The sequence below is a fragment of the Thomasclavelia ramosa DSM 1402 genome (assembly GCF_014131695.1).
GTDB lineage: Bacteria > Bacillota_I > Bacilli_A > Erysipelotrichales > Coprobacillaceae > Thomasclavelia > Thomasclavelia ramosa.
Genome location: NZ_CP036346.1, coordinates 1,569,480 through 1,588,344 on the forward strand (window position 1 = coordinate 1,569,480; position 18,865 = coordinate 1,588,344).

General features: G+C 31.1%; 14 protein-coding genes. 12 read left to right on the forward strand and 2 right to left on the reverse strand.

Annotated elements, in window-relative coordinates; translation table 11 throughout:
- Nucleotides 1-175 precede the first annotated feature (175 nt).
- The 8 genes from EYR00_RS07460 (at nucleotide 176) to EYR00_RS07495 (ending at nucleotide 12,092) form a co-directional block, all read left to right on the forward strand.
- A complete protein-coding gene (locus EYR00_RS07460; protein WP_003538272.1) occupies nucleotides 176-2,440 on the forward strand; it encodes a bifunctional diguanylate cyclase/phosphodiesterase in 2,265 nt (754 codons plus the stop codon).
- Nucleotides 2,441-2,460: 20 nt separating this feature from the next.
- Nucleotides 2,461-4,542, forward strand: coding sequence for a sensor domain-containing diguanylate cyclase (locus EYR00_RS07465; protein ID WP_003538274.1), 2,082 nt, complete (start codon nucleotides 2,461-2,463; stop codon nucleotides 4,540-4,542).
- A 562-nt stretch (nucleotides 4,543-5,104) separates the two neighbouring features.
- On the forward strand, nucleotides 5,105-5,440 hold the full coding sequence (locus EYR00_RS07470) for a single-stranded DNA-binding protein (protein ID WP_003538275.1): 336 nt from the start codon (nucleotides 5,105-5,107) through the stop codon (nucleotides 5,438-5,440).
- Nucleotides 5,441-5,500: 60 nt separating this feature from the next.
- A complete protein-coding gene (lepA, locus tag EYR00_RS07475) occupies nucleotides 5,501-7,309 on the forward strand; it encodes a translation elongation factor 4 (RefSeq protein WP_008791747.1) in 1,809 nt (602 codons plus the stop codon).
- Nucleotides 7,310-7,398: 89 nt separating this feature from the next.
- A complete protein-coding gene (locus EYR00_RS07480) occupies nucleotides 7,399-8,799 on the forward strand; it encodes a glycoside hydrolase family 1 protein (protein ID WP_040434386.1) in 1,401 nt (466 codons plus the stop codon).
- 305 nt (nucleotides 8,800-9,104) lie between these two features.
- A complete protein-coding gene (locus tag EYR00_RS07485; protein WP_003538278.1) occupies nucleotides 9,105-11,216 on the forward strand; it encodes a peptidoglycan D,D-transpeptidase FtsI family protein in 2,112 nt (703 codons plus the stop codon).
- Between the two features lie 72 nt (nucleotides 11,217-11,288).
- Entirely contained in the window at nucleotides 11,289-11,438 is a 150-nt protein-coding gene (gene rpmG / locus EYR00_RS07490; protein ID WP_008791745.1) for a 50S ribosomal protein L33, read from the forward strand.
- Between the two features lie 36 nt (nucleotides 11,439-11,474).
- Nucleotides 11,475-12,092: an MBL fold metallo-hydrolase gene (locus tag EYR00_RS07495; RefSeq protein ID WP_003538280.1), complete on the forward strand. Its 618-nt coding sequence runs from the start codon at nucleotides 11,475-11,477 to the stop codon at nucleotides 12,090-12,092.
- Nucleotides 12,093-12,130: 38 nt separating this feature from the next.
- Here EYR00_RS07495 and EYR00_RS16085 read toward each other — a convergent pair whose 3' ends face one another.
- Nucleotides 12,131-12,307: an IS3 family transposase gene (locus tag EYR00_RS16085; RefSeq protein ID WP_418080409.1), complete on the reverse strand. Its 177-nt coding sequence runs from the start codon at nucleotides 12,305-12,307 to the stop codon at nucleotides 12,131-12,133.
- A gap of 80 nt (nucleotides 12,308-12,387) precedes the next feature.
- The gene (locus EYR00_RS07505) at nucleotides 12,388-12,696 is read right to left on the reverse strand and encodes a DDE-type integrase/transposase/recombinase (protein ID WP_158561777.1); all 309 of its coding nucleotides are present in this window, start codon (nucleotides 12,694-12,696) and stop codon (nucleotides 12,388-12,390) included.
- A gap of 472 nt (nucleotides 12,697-13,168) precedes the next feature.
- Between EYR00_RS07505 and EYR00_RS07510 the strand changes: the two genes are divergently transcribed.
- The 4 genes from EYR00_RS07510 to EYR00_RS07525 all read left to right on the forward strand — a co-directional run bounded on the left by EYR00_RS07510 (nucleotide 13,169) and on the right by EYR00_RS07525 (nucleotide 18,855).
- Nucleotides 13,169-15,862 (forward strand): alpha/beta hydrolase, encoded by a 2,694-nt coding sequence (locus EYR00_RS07510; protein WP_232254035.1) that lies wholly within the window; start codon nucleotides 13,169-13,171, stop codon nucleotides 15,860-15,862.
- A gap of 299 nt (nucleotides 15,863-16,161) precedes the next feature.
- A complete protein-coding gene (locus EYR00_RS07515; protein ID WP_081446379.1) occupies nucleotides 16,162-16,569 on the forward strand; it encodes a MerR family transcriptional regulator in 408 nt (135 codons plus the stop codon).
- 305 nt (nucleotides 16,570-16,874) lie between these two features.
- Nucleotides 16,875-17,861, forward strand: coding sequence for an ATPase, T2SS/T4P/T4SS family (locus tag EYR00_RS07520; protein ID WP_040434391.1), 987 nt, complete (start codon nucleotides 16,875-16,877; stop codon nucleotides 17,859-17,861).
- Nucleotides 17,854-18,855, forward strand: a complete 1,002-nt coding sequence (locus EYR00_RS07525) for a type II secretion system F family protein (RefSeq protein ID WP_003538290.1) — start codon at nucleotides 17,854-17,856, stop codon at nucleotides 18,853-18,855. The genes EYR00_RS07520 and EYR00_RS07525 overlap by 8 nt, the downstream gene beginning before the upstream one ends.
- Nucleotides 18,856-18,865: the final 10 nt, after the last annotated feature.

An 18,865-nucleotide genomic window follows, 5' to 3' on the forward strand; every position in this document is an offset into this window, starting at 1 on the left:
GGTATATGATTCTTTTATGAGTTACTTGTAATTGGGCAATAATTATATACAAGATACAATAAAAATATTGCAATATTAAATGAGGTATATTTTTATTTTCAACAGTTGTTATAATTTCATTTTTTGGTATAATAACATACGTAAAATTTCAAGTTTGTGATAGGAAGCGAAAATCATGTATGAAGATAAAGTTAAGAAAAGTCTTAGAAAAATAATTATTTTTGCAGTCATTATTGGGATATTTTTAGCATCAATTGGAGCTGGATTTTTCTATGTGATAAGAACAGCTTTTGATCGTTCAACTGATGAAAGAATGATTGAAGAAACAGATAATTATAAAAAGAGATTAGATAAACAAATTAATAATAATTTTCAAATGTTAAATACTGTCGCAAGCATTATTGGAAATTCTAATTTGGATGAGTCTGCTGATTTTGATTCCATTTTGGAAAGGGCATATATTGAAAATGATTTCTTGACAGTTGCTTTTTTTTACAATGATGAAATGGGAACACTATCTACAGGTGATCATATTATTTCTAGTGATATTCATTTATCGTCACTACAGCCTGAAGTACAAGAAGTTGTTCGTAAAGCTTTGCGGGGAAAGGAAAATGTTTCAGAACCATTCTATGGTGATTTTTCCGAAGAAGAGGTTTTTACTTTTGGCGTTCCAGTATATCGAAATAAACAAATTGTTGGAGCTATGATTGCTAGTAGTGTTGTTGATGTATTTTCAGAAATTATAGATGGCGAAAAGGTCTTAAATGGGAGTGCTTATATCCATTTATTGGATGTGAATGGGAAATTTTTGATTCGTTCCTCACATGCAGTTGTTAAAGAAAAAAAGACTGATATATTTAAAGAACCGTATTTGTCTGGAGATGAATTAACAAAAATTAAAAAAAGTATGAAAAATTCTGAAATAGTCCGTTTTACATTTACCTATGAAGGAAAAGAGTATCATTCAATTTTAGAACCGCTTGATGTTAATGAATGGTATTTGTTTTGTATTAACTCTGTTCAAAATAGTAATAGTGGAATTTACTCGGTTGCTTATGCAGTAGCTTGTTTCTTTGTCATTATAGTGTTACTAGTAGGTTATCTTTTAATTTATGGTTATCGGACAATGAAAAAGAATAACCAGCAATTAATGGATTTTGCATATTTAGATCGTCTAACAGGAATTTATAATTTAAATCGTTTTGGGGAATTGGCACACCAGCATATTGAAGAACATTCTGAATATGCAATTGCTGCACTAAATGTACGTAAATTTAAATTTATAAATGAGATTTTTGGAAAAGAACAAGCAGATAGGTTACTGTGCTACATTGGAAGAATTTTAAATGATAATATCAAAGATGGTGAACTTGTCTGTCGTGATAGTGCTGATGTTTTTTATATGTTTTTATTAGAGACTGAAAAAAACATTCTTGAAGTTCGTCTTAAAGAAATTTTAGAAAAAATCAGAACGTCATCGAATGATTCTAATAGTAATTATAGAATTACTATGAGTTGTGGTATTGCAACAGCTACAGACAAGCAGGAACTACAAGTGTCAATGACACATGCAATGTTTGCCTTAGAAATATCGAAAAATAATTTTAAAATACCGCTGTGGTTTTTCGATGCGGCTTTACATGAGCAAGAAAAAATGAATGACTATATCGAAAGGCATATGTACGAAGCCATAGAAAACGGTGAGTTTAAATTGTATTTACAGCCAAAAATAGATTTAAAAACTAATTCTCTTGCTAGTGCTGAAGCCTTGGTACGTTGGATAAGAAACGATGGGACTACAATTTTTCCCTCACAATTTATCCCAATTTTTGAACAGAATGGATTTTGTGTTAATTTAGATATGTATATGGTTGAAAAGGTTTGCCAATTGCTTCGCCAATGGATTGACGAAGGATATCAAGCTATTCCGATTGCAATTAATCAATCAAAATTAGTACTTTATGAAATTGGATACGTAAAGAATCTTTGTGGAATATTAGATAGATATAATATTCCAGCATCATTAATTACTTTAGAAATTCTGGAAGAAATTGCAATCGAAAATGTAGATGACTTAAATAAAAAATTAACAGAATTAAGAGATATTGGTTTTAAAATATCTATGGATGACTTTGGAACAGGATATTCTTCATTAAATACTTTAGGAAAATTAAATATTGATGAATTAAAACTGGATCGTAGCTTTTTAGTTGAGATAAAGGATACTAGAAATCAAAATGCACGTTTAATAATGGAGGAAATTGTTCAACTATCTAAGAAACTTTCTATCTTTTCTGTTATTGAAGGAGTAGAAACAAGTGAAGATGATTTATTGGTTAAAGAAATTGGTTGTGATTATGGACAGGGATACTATTATAGTCGTCCTATTGATTCAAATGATTTTACAAGCAAGATGCTAAATAAGTTTAATAAATAATTTTAATTGGGAGAATTTTAATGGAAAATTTATTAATAGATAATATGCTGGAAAATGCTAAAATTGGAATTTGGGTTATTGAATTGTCTCATAATAAAAAGAATGACCCTAAAATGTTTGGTAATACTCATATGAAATTACTGTTAGGAGTAGCGGATTCTTATTCGCCGGAGGAAGTTTATCAATTTTGGGTAGAACGAATACATCCAGCTTATGTTTCTTATGTAGAGGAAGCAGTTGAACGTTTAATAAGTGGGAATAAGGCAGAAGTCGAATATCCTTGGAAACATCCTGAAAATGGCTGGATGTATATACGATGTGGCGGGTATCTCAATACTAATTTTACACAATGTTATCGATTGGAAGGGTATCATCAAGATATTAGTAATTTAATTTTCCGTTTCGAACCATTCTCATTTGATTATCAAATTCAAGATCAACTTTTATTTAAAGAATATTCACGCTATTATATGGATATATACGATGAATTATGTGAAATTGATCCGGTTACGAATACGATGGAGATTGTTTTTCAACGAAAAGATAAATATTTATCCATATTTTCGGGAATTAATTTTTTTGAATTTATAAAAAAATATATTTATTCTATGGATCATCTTATCATTTGTGAAACTTATAATGAATTATCTTCAGCAAAAAAACAAAAAGTGACGATTGATGTTCGTATTCATAATAGTAATGATGGGTATTCATGGATACGGCTTGTTTTTGTACTAGCACAAATGAACTATAGTCCTAAAGTTTTAATGGGAATTATGGACATTCAAGAACAAAAACGAAATATGGAGTTTTTTATTGATAGTGATGCAATACTCTCAACGATTATCGAGGAAAATGCTTATATTTTTGATATAGATATAATGACACAAAACATATCTGCTATTAAAGGTGAAAATTTATCAATTCATGATATGTCTTATAACAAATTTTTATCTTTATTTATGCAGAGATGCAGTGATATTTCTGAATTAGAATATCTTAATAGTTTTTTATCATTTAACCATTTAAAAGAACTTGTTTTTCAAAAAAAGAATGCACATATCGATATCCGTGAAAAAACAGAGCATTTTCTTTATGGCTGGTATCGGATCCATTTAATGGTTCCTAAAGCATTAGAAGACCGTATTTTAATTCTAATTAAAAAAATCGATAAAGACGATGTATTTCAAACGGTAATTACAAAATATGTACAAAAGAATTTTGAATCGCTCTGTTATATTGATTGCGATAGTGGCAAATATTTACAATTTGTTACTGAAGGAATGAAGGAACTAATTTTTAATGAAAATGAATTTGATTATAAAGATGCCTTAGATACATTTATTGAAAGTCAGGTGGTTATAGAAGATCGCAAAGTAGCTCAAACTAAAATGAATCTCGATTATATTTTTTTAACTTTGCAAAAAGATGGCGACTATTTTTGTAATATACGAATTTTGGATAGTTGTGGAGAATTTCACCAAAAAACAATACACTATTATATTTATGATGAAGATACAAAAATCATATTAATGATGGTTGCAGATACCACAGAACAATATTTATTAAATCAAAGTGAAAAAGAGCAAATAGAAAGATTAAAGCTAAAAGCAAATACAGATGAGTTAACTGGACTATATAATCGATATTATTGTAAAACACATATTAATGAATATTTACAAGAAGTACCTCAAGGACAGCAGGCGGTTTTTTTATTAATTGATCTAGATAATTTTAAAAATCTTAACGATTCTTTAGGACATTTAGCTGGTGATCAAGCATTAGTTGATGTAGCAAATGTTTTGAAAAATTCATTTTGTGATGATGCTATTATTTCACGTTTTGGAGGAGATGAATTTGTGGTTTTTGTAAAAAACATTCAAGACATCAAGCTTTTTAATCGTTTAATATCCAGACTTCTTCAACAATTAGATTTGTATTATCAAAGTGAAAAGGATCAGATAAACATCCAAGCTTCTATTGGAATAGCACTAGCACCTATTGATGGTAGAGATATGAATACTTTATATTTAAAAGCAGATAAAGCGTTGTATCAAGCAAAAGAAGGCGGAAAAAATAGATACAAGTATTACAATAATTAGTTTTGTTTAGATAAGATGTTAACTAAATATTTAGCCCAATTTAATATTAATTGAACTCTAGCAAAATAAATTGGAATTCTAAAGATAAAGTATGTACAAGCAAGATGAGTTAAGGTACTATAATGGAGCATAATCAAAAATATATTTATTTCTGTGTTTAAGAAAGTATAAGAAAATATCTTTTTTATATTGTCCTCATTATGATGGGGTGGGAATAATAAAAAATGAATCTTAATTTGGGAATATTAAACTCTATTTTTATAGAGTTTTTTTTGTTATTGGAGGTATTGAAAAATATTATATAAAAATAAATATAGTAGTTATTTTGGGCGAAACAGGGATAAGATGGACTTTTTTTGCAAAATATGTATATTTTTTTCGACAATTTTTTATAGACTGATATAGTCTATTTAAGCATATCTGTTAACTTTTGCTACACATCTGAAAGAAAAAGTTTCACCAGTGACCCATTTTGACAATGTCGTTAATTATGGTTAATTTTACAGTGTTGTAATCTTTTTATAATTATGCCTATAATTTTGTCATAAAGGAGGGGTAAATAATGTTAAATACTGTAGCATTAGTAGGGAGATTAGTAGATATCCCGGAAATGAAAACAACGATTGGAGGTGTAAAAGTAGCAAATGCAACTATTCAAATCGAACAAGGTTTTAAAAATAGTCTTGGTGCATTTGAAAATGATTACATTGTTGTAAGTTTATGGCGCGGTATCGCTGAAATGATTATTGATTGTGCAAGACCAGGATGCATGATTGCAGTTAAAGGAAGACTGCATTCGAGAACATTAGAATGTGCCGAGTCAAAACAAATTACTTCAATTGAAGTAATTGCAGAACGAGTTTCTTTATTAGATAAATATTTCAAAAACTATGATTAAATATCATTTGAGTTTAACCGGCTTATTTGTTATAATGATTTAACGAAAGTGGGTGAAAAAATGACTATTGATCAAAGTAAAATTAGAAATTTTTCAATTATCGCACATATCGATCATGGTAAAAGCACCCTAGCAGATCGAATTTTGCAAATAACTGGAGCTGTCGCAGATCGTGAAATGAAGGCACAGTTACTCGATAGTATGGATTTAGAGCGAGAAAGAGGAATTACCATCAAATTAAACGCAGTTCAACTGAATTATACTGCTAAAGATGGTCAAACATATTTGTTACATTTAATTGATACACCAGGCCATGTCGACTTTACTTATGAGGTATCGAGATCGTTGGCTGCTTGTGAAGGTGCAATATTAGTTGTTGATTCAGTGCAGGGAGTTGAAGCACAAACGTTGGCAAATGTGTATTTGGCTCTAGATAATAATTTAGAAATATTGCCAGTTATTAATAAAATCGATTTGCCAAGTGCTGATCCGCAACGAGTTATACGTGAAGTTGAAGAAGTTATTGGTTTGCCGGCAGATCATGCACCGTTGATTTCAGCAAAGAGCGGTTTAAATGTTGAAGAAGTTCTTGAAAAAGTTGTACAGGAATTTCCTGCTCCTAGTGGAGATGTGAATAATCCAACACAAGCTTTGATTTTTGATTCTTATTATGATAGTTATCGCGGAGTAATTGTATTTGTTAGGGTTAAAGAAGGAACTATTAACGTTGGAGATCATGTGAAGTTTATGGCAACAGGAGCAACATATGAAGTAACTGAATTAGGTGTAAGAACTCCTCGTGAAGTAAAAAAAGAACAGTTAGTGGTAGGTGAAGTAGGCTGGTTTGCCGCTTCAATAAAATCCATCCAGGATATTCATGTGGGGGATACTGTAACTACAGTTGAAAATGAGTCTAATATTCAATTACCCGGATACCGCCAATTAAATCCGATGGTATATTGTGGTTTATATCCTGTTGATAACGCTCGTTATAAAGATTTACGGGAAGCGTTAGAAAAAATGAAATTAAGTGATTCATCATTAATGTTTGATCCAGAAACCTCACAAGCATTAGGATTTGGATTTAGATGTGGTTTTTTAGGCTTGTTGCATATGGATGTTATTCAAGAACGTTTAGAAAGAGAATTTGATCTTGATTTAATTGCAACGGCACCATCAGTTATTTATCATTGCTATTTGACAGATCGTAGTGAAGTAATCGTTGATAATCCAGCGATGATGCCTGAGCCGCAAGTAATTGATCATATTGAAGAACCTTATGTTAAAGCTTCTATTATGACTCCAAACGAATACGTAGGGGTTATCATGGAATTATGTCAATCTAAACGTGGAGAATATCAGGATATTGAATATATTGATGATACTCGACGTAATGTAATTTATGAAATTCCTTTATCTGAAATTGTATATGATTTTTTTGACAAATTAAAATCAGGTACTAAAGGCTATGCATCTCTTGATTATGAATTGATTGGCTATCGTACTAGCAAACTTCAAAAAATGGATATTTTATTGAACGGAGAAGTCGTTGATGCACTTTCAACAATTGTGCATAAGGATTTTGCATATGGACGAGGAAAAATTATCTGTGAAAAATTAAAAGAAATTATTCCAAAACAAATGTTTGAAGTGCCAATTCAAGCAGCACTACAAGGGAAAATAATTGCCCGTACTACAATTAAGGCGATGCGTAAAAATGTATTGGCAAAATGTTATGGCGGCGATATTTCTCGTAAAAAGAAATTACTAGAGAAACAAAAAGAAGGTAAAAAACGAATGAAGGCAGTTGGAAATGTTGAAATTCCACAAGAGGCATTCATGGCGATATTATCTGTTGACGATGAGTAGGATAAATTATCTATCCTACTTATTTTTTTGTTGTAAATAGTCTTGATAGCCATTACAATATAAATATATACGAATAAAGGAGAATGAAAATGACAATCAAATTACCAGACAATTTTTTCTTTGGGGCGGCTTTATCTGGTCCGCAAACTGAAGGTGCTTATAACGTTGGTGGTCGCCTAAGATCATACTGGGACATGTGGTCTGACCAGGAAATCAATGCTTTTCATAACAATGTTGGCTCATATGTCGGAAATGATATGTATCACCGTTATGAAGAAGACATCAAACTGTTCAAATCAATGAACTTTAAATCTTTTAGAACATCAATGCAGTGGACTAGACTGCTTGATCAGGATGGAAATATTAATCCAGAAGGAGCTGCATGGTATCATAAACTGATCGATTGTGCCAATGAAAACGGAATCGATATCTTTATGAACATGTATCATTTCGATATGCCTGAATATTTATATAAACGTGGTGGTTGGGCTAATCGTGAAGTTGTTGAAGCTTATGCAAATTTTGTTAAAAAGGCAATGGAGGAATTTGGTGGCAAAGTTAAATATTGGTTTACATTCAATGAGCCAATCGTTGAACCAGAACAGCAATATTTGCATGGGGTTTGGTTTCCCTATGAAAAGAACATTAAACGTTCATTGGATGTCCAATATAATATCACATTAGCACACTGTCTAGCAGTAATGAACTTTAGAGAACTGCAGGCTGAAGGGAAAATGGTTGAAGGAGCGAAGATAGGGATGATTAACTGCTTTGCACCACCATATACAAAAGAAGATCCAAGTCCAGAGGATCTGGAAGCAGTAAGAATGACAGATGGGTTGCATAACCGCTGGTGGTTAGATGTAGTAGCACACGGACATCTGCCAAAGGATGTAATTGATACAGTAGAAAATGAATGGAAGATCAAAATGAATCGTCGCCCTGGAGATGAAGCAATCTTAGCTGGAGGAAAAGTAGATTGGTTGGGATTTAATTATTACCAGCCGACAAGAATTCAGGCGCCAGATCAGAAATTTGATGAAAATGGATTGCCATGTATAGCGAAACCATATATCTGGCCAGAGAGAAGAATGAACGAACACCGTGGCTGGGAGATTTATCCGAAAGGAATCTATGATTTTGGGATGAAGATTAAAAATGAATGTCCGGATCTGCCTTATTTCATATCAGAAAATGGAATGGGGGTAGAAGGAGAAGAAAAATATATGGATGAGAATGGATCGGTACAGGATGATTATCGAATAGAATTTGTAAGGGATCATCTGGAATGGATTGCAAAAGCAATAGAAGATGGATCAAACTGTTTAGGATATCATTACTGGGGAGTAATAGACAACTGGTCATGGGCAAATGCTTTTAAAAATCGTTACGGATTCATTCGTGTAGCATTAGATCAGGGATACAAGAGAATTGAAAAGAAGAGTGCTAACTGGATAAGAGAAGTAGCGAAGAATAATGAATTCGAGTAGGAAGTGAGTAATCACTTCCTTTATTTTTTATTAATAATATTTTAATGTACTATCTAATTATTATAGTTTATAATTAATAACGAATAGGGTGATATCTCTAATTGTTGTATTAATATTTTTATTATTAGGAAATTAGTAACATGTTTTGTCTTTAATCAATGATATTTTAATTTTTAAAACCTATTTTGTCATAAAATATTTTAATAAAATTATGGCAGTTATTTTTACTTTGTGGTAAATTTTGTTTTTAATTTACTTACAAGTAAATTTGTTTTATAATGAACAAATGATAAGGAGGCGTAGAAATGGCATTTAATTTTCGAAATAAAATACCTAAGGTACGTTTTTATGGGGCGTCAGAACAAGAACGTGAACAAAAAAATTTACAAGATAACATTGTTAGTCGGCGATTAATCGGACTACTTTGTTTTGTTATTGCTGTTACTTCCGTAATGGCAATACGTTTAGGAATTATACAATTTAAACAGGCTGATGAATTGGCAGTAAAGCTGGAACAATATGGTACTACTACATATACGAGTGATGCTCCTAGAGGAGAAATTGTTGACCGTGAATATGTAAAATTAGTGGAAAATACAAGTGTAATTTGTGCAACATATTATGCACCTAAAAAAATTGATAATGATGTTTTAAAAGAATCAGCTGCTTTTTTAGCAAAAAATATCAATATTGATGTAAATGATAAAAAAATCATTTCTGATCGAGCAAAAAAGGATTATTTTATTTTAGCTTTTAAAGATGTTGCTGACGGATTGATTAGCGATAAAGAAAAAGAAGAAATCAAAGCTCAAGAAAATGCAGACAAAAGATTATATAGTCTTAAATTAGAGAGAATTACTGATGAATTAATTAGTCAATATATGGATGAAGCAACATTAAAATATACTCACTTTTTATACTTGATGCAAAATTGTACGAGTGGTTCGTCAATTTTGGCTGAAGGTTTAACTGATGAGGAGGCTAGTATTATTGGTGAAAATGCAGATATCTTACCCGGGGTGACAGTTACAACAGATTGGGCACGTCAATATTCAAATTCAACAGAGTTTGCTTCAGTTTTAGGCAAAGTGACGACTAAAAAACAAGGGTTACCTGTAGAATTAAAAAATGAATTATTAGCATTGGGATACCAAAATGATTCTAGAGTAGGAACTTCGGGCTTAGAGGAGCAGTATGAAGATATTTTACGAGGGAATGACAGTACCTATACCTTAAATTATGATAGCTCAGGAAACCCAATAATAACAAGTACTAAAGCAGGAACTGCAGGTTCAAATATTCGTATTTCAATTGATTGGGAACTTCAACAATTGGCTAATCAAAAAATCGAAGAGGAATTAAAAGCTTGTAATAGCAGTAATAAATATTTTAATAAAATGTTTTTTATTCTAATGGATCCATATACGGGTGAAATTATTGTAATGGCCGGCAAAACAATCGATAAAGCAACTGGTGAAGTTAGTGATTATGCTTCAGGGAATTACCTAGATGCAAATAAAATCGGTTCAACAATTAAGGGAGGTTCAATTTATACTGGTTTCAAAGAAGGAGTAATTGGACCAAACACTTATTTTGTTGATGAGCCAATCAAAATTAAAGGAACAAAAGCTAAAAAGTCTTGGAAATCTTTTGGAACTATTAATGAAGTTGATGCTCTGGCTTATTCATCAAATGTTTATATGTTTAGGATAGCAATGCTTTTAGGTGGGGCAAATTATGTTTATGATGGGCCGTTGAAAATAAATGAAGAAGCTTTTGATACTTTAAGAAATGATTTAGGTGAGTTAGGGTTAGGAGTTAAAACAGGATTAGATGTTTCAAATGAAGCATTAGGATATCGAGGAAAACAACGTACAGGTGGGTTGTTATTAGATGCAATGATTGGTCAGTATGATACTTACACAAATATTCAATTAGCACAATACGCATGTACATTGGCTAATGGCGGGAAAAGAATCCAGCCCCACTTACTTTTAGACTCATATACTACTGATGAGGATGGAGAAATACAAGTTAATTATGAGGCAAATACAAATGTATTAGATGATGTTAGTAATCAAGCGACGGCGTTTAGCCAAATTAAACAAGGAATGAGAGCTTGTGTTACCCGAACTGAAGGAACTGCACATTCTTGGAATTCAAAACCATATGTAACTTATGCTAAAACCGGAACAGCAGAAGATTATACAACTGATGATGGTAAGACTGGAACAACCGATTATCCTAATCATTTACAAATAGGTTATGTGCAAACAACGGAGGATTCTAGACCAGAAGTTGCTTTTGCTTGTATGAGTTATCGACAAACTACTGCAACAAGTGGATCTAGTTCTGCTCCGATCGTTGCTCAAGCAGTAATTGATCGTTACTGGGAGAAGTATCACTCAACAAATTAAAAAAAGTGCTAGTAATTATTTAAATACTATGATAATATATTAGACGGAAGTTTACTAATGGAGGTGTAACTAATGAGAGAAAATATCATTTATAAATGTACTGAATGTGGTGAAGAAAACTATATCAACACAAAAAATAAAAGAAATCATCCAGATAGAATGGAAATCAACAAATACTGTCCAAGATGTAATAAAAAAACTGTACATAAAGAAAAGAAATAAGCCTTATTGGCTTTTTTTCTTTATAGGAGGAAGAAGATGAAAATAAAAACATTACTGCTAGGTAATATGCAAACTAATGGCTATGTGGTAAGTGATGAGAATCATCATTGCTTAATCATTGATCCTGGAGCTAATGGTAAGAAAGTTGTGCATTATTTGACGGAAAATGAACTAGTTCCAGAAGCTGTTTTATTAACTCATGGACATTTCGATCATATTGGTGCGGTTGACTATTTATACGAACATTACCACTGTCCTATCTATCTTCATCAAGACGATTTAGAAATGCTAGATAATCCTCAGTTAAATTTATCAGTGTATGAAAATCCTTTTACTGTTAAAGCACCAGTTCAGTCAAGCCATGAGGAGATGAAGTTTGGGGATTTTGATGTACAATGGCTACATTTACCAGGACATTGTCCAGGATCGTCAATGATTTATTTAAAAGATGAAAATATAATTTTTTCTGGAGATGTATTGTTTAAAGGGTCAATTGGACGCTTTGATTTTCCAAATTCATCAAAGTATGAAACAATCGAAAGCATAAATAAAATAAAGGAATATGATTTTGATGCTGTTATTTATCCTGGTCATGGACCAAACTCTACGTTAAGTGAAGAACGCCTAAATAATCCATATTTAAAAAAGTCGTAATTTTTATAGTGAACTGCCTTTGTTGGACAAAAAATAATTTAAATTAATTGTAAGGCTTGATTCCTAATTTGTATAGGGGTTAAGCCTTTTCTTTTTACTGTAATTATAGAATTATTATGGTATTCGATATAATCTATAATATCTTGTTTTAACTCTTCTAATGATTTGAATGTATCTTCAAATCCATAAAACATTTCATTCTTCATTTTTTCCAAGAAGTTTTCTATTAGTAAATTATCCTGACCGTTCCCTTTCGAGACTTTGATTAAGTAATTCCTTTTTCTTTTAATTTATTTTAATATGAGAAATGTTGGTACTGCCATCCTTGATTACTATGGAAAAATTTAGAGAAAGCCATATCTAACATTCGGTATGTTTGAAATAGACTTGGTGTAGTTGATATATCGTATCCTACGATTTTTCTACTATGCATATCTAAAATTGGAGATAAATATAATTTACTCATAGCTGTTTTAAAATCAGAAACATCAGTTGTCCATTTTTGATTAACCGATGTAGTTTTAAGGTTTCTATTAAAATATGTTTTTCTAATATACTTATTCTCTCGTTTATCAAGAAGTAAGTTCTTACAAGTTCCATTCATTTCCCCCTTATAGGAGTTATAACGTTGCTTAGGAGTAGGATTAAGTGCATATAAACCCATATGTGACATAGTACCACTATTCTTTGTTTATTCGTAAGTTTGGACATATAAAAAGTGAACCGAATAGGTTGGACAACTTATTCGGTTCGCTATAATTTTTTACGATTTTTTTAATAATTCAATTATTGTAGTATTTTACAATAATGCGTGTTGATCGCTGTGAGTTTATTTTAGGAAAGAATCTCATGGTTGAAATAATAAAAAATGAGTCATGATATAATTATCTTAGTGTAAATATATTGCAACTTGATATTCTACTAGCTTATATAATTAATGAATATATTAACTTTTCTGCCCGCATGCTCTTTCAAATTATAAAACCTGCTTGCAAAAAATGAAAGCAGCTTGCATAAAGGAATGTGGCGTTCTTATTCCTTCTTCGGATAGAATGTTAGTGAAAGGAAGGGATAACATGAATAAAAAGAATTTGTTATTGTCAGTGGCATTATCAGGAACTATGCTAATGTCCAATGGTATTACCGCATTAACGGCTCAAAATGCTGTATATAGTCCGGGCGTAACGGTAGAGAAAAATACTAATCCAGACTGGGATGCCGATTATACCGCAACCTTTGTTTATGAAGACAAAGATGCACGTGACGCAGAAAGAGTAACAGTTTCAGGTAATTTTCAGTTTTACTCATTAAATGATCCGGTTGTTAAAAATTATGAAAAAACAGCTGATCCTACCGGAGCCAAGGTTTACAGTGCTTATGACTATGATAAGGATAACGCAATGTTCAATGTAAGTAGCGGACAAAATAACGATACACCCATTTATGAACTGGAGGAAACAGGAGACGAAAGATTCGAGATTACACTGCCGTTACCGGGCAATCAGTATTTTTATGATTATACAGTAGAGTATAGTGACGGTTCAAAAGTTACGATTCAGGATCCGGTAAATCCATCAAAGAAAAACAGCTTAACTGATCATGATTCGGGACACAGTGTTTTCTATGTTGGAAACAGTGAAAATACAACAGCAGGACAGGAGTATATTTATCCAAGAGCTGACGGTCAAACAGGGAAATATGAATTTATTGAATACAAGGATGCACATAACACAGATGAAGAAACACAGTCATTAGGTGTTTATCTACCATACAACTATGATCCTTCAAAAACATATAAAACGATTTATGTATCACATGGCGGTGGCGGAAATGAAGCCGAATGGATGGAAATTGGTTCATTGCCAAATATTATGGATAATATCCTTGCGGAAAAAGAAGCAGCAGAAAGTGTTGTTGTAACAATGGATAACAGTCACTTTGGATGGGATTATGATTTAATTGCGAAAAATTTCAAAGAAAATATCATTCCGCTGATTGAAGAGAGATACAGCGTATCTACGAAAGTGGAGGACAGAGCGCTGTGTGGTCTATCAATGGGAGCATTGACAACAGGGACAATCATGTTCAGTTATACAGACATGTTTGGAGCGTATGGAAATTTTTCAGGGACAGCAGATCCACTGATTTGTAAAGACTGGGAGTTATTAAAAACAAAGACAGTATATCTAACTGGCGGGAATCTAGATATGGCTATTCAGGCGACGCAGGAATCTGGAGATTCAGCATTTAACAGAGGGAAGACAGTAAGAGCACATGAATATTTAGAAGAGCTGGGAGTAGAGCATTTTTATGATTTAAAATACGGTTCACATGACTGGGGCGTATGGAGAGATGCATTTACAACATTTGTTAAAGATATTTTATGGGGTTATGAATATCCTGGAGAATCTACTTATCAAGCCGGTGTGACAGTAGAAGAAAACATTAATCCAGCATATGATGGTGATTATATAACAACTTTTGTATACGAAGATCAAGATATCAAGGATGCGGTCAAGGTAACTGTTTCAGGAAATTTACAATTCTATTCTAAAGATGATGAAGCGGTTAAAAACTATACTCAGACTTTAGATTTTTCACAAGCAAAAGTATATAATGCTTACGAGTATAAAGATGGAATGTTTAATACTGGCTATGGGTTAAATAATGATACTGCCATTTATGAATTGACAGAGACAAAAGATGAACGTTTTGAAATTACTTTACCATTACCAGGGAATCTTTACTACTATGACTATACAGTTACTTATGCTGACGGCACTACAGTAACAATTCAAGATCCAGCAAATCCGTCACTAAAAAATGACTACAATAATCATGATGCTGGCCACAGTTTGGTGTATGTTGGTTCTTCAAAGAATACTATTGATGGACAAGAATATGTTTATGCTAGAGATGATAATCAAAAAGGAACATATTCATTCGTAAATTATGATGCGATTGATGGAACAAAACAACCATTAGGTATATATCTACCATATAACTATGATGCTACTAAAAGCTATAAAACTATTTATGTATCACACGGTGGCGGTGGTAATGAAGTTGAATGGATGACAATTGGTGCGGTTCCAAATATAATGAATAATTTATTAGCTGATAAAGAAGTAGCTGAAGCAATTGTTGTAACAATGGATAATACATATTTTGGTTGGGACTACGATCAAATTAAAAATAACTTAATGAATCATATTATTCCATTTATTGAAGCTAACTATAGTGTTTCAACTATCAGCAATGATCGTGCATTCTGTGGATTATCTATGGGTGGTCTTACAACAACGTCTATTTATACGACCTTAGCAGATAAATTTGGATATTTAGGAATTTGGTCAGCAACTGATCCAAATACTGATATATCAGCAATAAAAAATGCGGACAAACCAACATTATTATTAGCAGCTGGTATTGTTGATTATGGTAAAGTTGGATTTACAGGAAATAAAGATTTTGCAGGATTATTAGCAAATCTAGATGAAGCAGGCATTAAATATGATTATATTGAAACTTATGGTGCTCATGACTGGGGAACATGGCGTAGTCTGTTTACAACATTTGTAAAAGACTATTTATGGGATATTAAAGAAGTAAAGGATGAGCCAACAGTAAATCCTGGAGATACGACAAAACCGGTTGTAAGTGTAAAAACTGGTGATAATGTTGATATAAATGGACTGTTACTCATTTCTGGACTATCATTATTAGGTATTTCTATTCAATACTATTGTAAGGCTCATAGAGGACATTAAAAGACTATATATTTTGAAGCGAACCCCAAAAGTTGGACATAACCAACGTGAGGGGTTTTTATTATGGTAAAGTTAACGAGAAAAAAGATGCTATAATTTATAGAGAGGGATTACAAAACCCGCTATAAATTATAATGAGAGATTATGAAGATAATCCATAATCTCTTTAAAGTATAGTGGGGAAAATGTCCGGATTATCATTCCTTTCACTTTTTTATTTTGTGGACTAATAGAATAAGATTCATATTTATTTTGTGAATAAATATTATCCTTTTTATTGACCTAAACCTTAGGGCATAATATGTAATAAGCGCAAGGAGAATGAATGCTATGAAGACCATGAAGTTGAAGAGTGGTTTCATATTACCAAGAAAGCACTCATATATTATGAAAAAGTTGGTTTAATAAAACCAGATAGAGATGATAATGACTACCGAAATTATAGTCAAAGCGATGCTGATAGTGTGAAACTTATTGTATTTTTAAGATCAATGAAAATATCACTAGAAGAAATAAAAAAATCAATATATCAATGTATAGCAGATTGGGAAAAAGATGGACGATACAATCATGTCGCTTTTGTAGTCGCATCTGGAAGTAAAATATCTAGCGGGTATGATGATGTAACAATTGCACAACATACAAGTAACTGTTGTGCTAGAGTAACCTCTTTCGTAACCGGATTGGGAAATACCTCTGCAGTATAAAATTTACAATCGAAGAACTACGAATGAGAATATAGAAATTGAAAAATAGTTACTTGCAGATTCTAGTACTAGATAAGAGTATAAAATATAGGCGCTTTAAAATAATGTAGGGTGCCTAACAAAAAGTAGGGTTGGAAGATGTAATGTCTTCATTAATAACCCTATTTTTTATGTGTCTAGATATATTATCCAATTTATATTTTATTTAGATTTGTTTTGCTTAAAAGGTTAGAATAATCGTATTTTTTTATTTTTTAAAAGTAATTTCTATATTACAGGCGTAAATGATAATAGGAGGTATTTTTATGGATGAACTATTTGAAAAAATCTTAAATCATGCAATTAATTATAAGACATCAGATATTCATATTTTAATGAAGCAAAAATGTTCTATTTCTTTTCGGCAACATGGTGATTTGGTATTATATGATACATTTGAAAGTCATATCGGATTAAAATTATTTAATTATATTCGTTTCAAGTCAAATATAGATATTAATTATCGTTTACGACCACAAACGGGTCATTTAAATTATATTTATCAAAATCAAATTTACTATTTACGAATATCTAGTTTACCTGGTAGAGAATTAGATAGTATTGTAATTAGAATTTTAAACAATCATCAACAAATTGCCCTTGATAAATTGACTATTTTTAAAGAAACAACTGTTTTTTTAAAACATATCACGACTTTAGAAGCCGGACTATTTATTGTAAGTGGAGCAACTGGTTCAGGAAAGTCAACCACACTATATACCCTACTAGATTCAATTAACGCTACTCAACAAAGAAATATTGTCACTCTTGAAGATCCAGTCGAAATAAAAAAGGAGTATTGCTTGCAAATTCAAATAAACGAAAAACTAGGAATTACATATAATAACTCTTTAAAACAAATCTTACGCCATGATCCTGATGTAATAATGATAGGTGAAATACGCGATGAGCAAACTGCTCGTCTAGCTGTTACATGTGCATTAACAGGCCATTTAGTATTAACAACAATCCATTCGTCAAATTGCCTTACAACAATCAGACGTCTTTTAAACTTAGGACTTTTAAAAATTGATATAGAGGATGTTTTAATTGGCATAATATGCCAAAAAATGCTCTATCACAAGTATACACATCAGCCCTTAATTTTACCAGAATATTTAAATCGTCAAAAAATTTTAACTTTTTTCAATAATGAACCTGTTAAGTATCAAACATTTGAAATGAATGCAAAATATTTATTAAAAAATAATTTAGTTGATTATACACAGGTTGCAGGAATTATTTATGAATGATGATTTACAATTATTAGAAAATATCGCTAACTTTTTAAAACAAGGTTATTTAATCAAAGATGTTTTAAATTTATGTCTGATAATCCATCAAACTGAAAAAATAAAGCTGATTGAACAAAATTTGGTTGCTGGTAAAGCATTTGATGAGGTTATTATAGAAATTGATTTTGACAATACATTTATTGAATACTTTAAATTTTTTCGATTTAAAAATAATATTTCAACTGCAATTGAGCATAGCTTAAAAATATGCAGAAAAAAGGAACAAATATTTACACAGCTAAAAAAAGAATTAACGTATCCAGTTTTACTCATTATTTTTTTAATGTTTTTTTCATTGTTTATTGTATATGGATTATTACCATCAATCATGCAATTGTTTGTCGAATTTAATATTAGTCCAAGTATTATAACTAGAATTATATTTAAGCTTTTTGAAATTATTCCAATTATAGTAATTTTCATTATACTTAGTTTTACAGTATTTTTCACAATAAGTATTTATGCTATTAAAAGAAAATATTTTAAACTTATTGATTTGTTAATTGAAAAAATAGTTTTAATAAGAAGGTTAATCCAAAAATACTATTCACTAAAATTTGCTCTGTATTATAATGAATTACTGATCAATGGCTATGATTCAACTGATATTATTGTCATGCTTTATGAGCAAATAGATGATAGTGATATTAAAATGATAATTTACGAAATTTATCGACAAGTTTTAGAAGGAGAAGCTTTAGAGGATATAATAAATGATTTTGAATATTTTGAACCATTATTTATAGCATATTTTAAATTATTAATTCATGATAATCAAAAAGATAAATCACTCGATAATTATTTAAGGGTATCTATTGATACTTTGCATATGCAGGTAACGAGATTGATTAAACTCTTTGTACCAATAATATATTGTTTTGTGGCTGGTTTTGTAATTTTAGTTTATGTTGCAATTGTTATTCCGATGATGAATGTAGTCAGTAATTTATAGGAGGTATGAA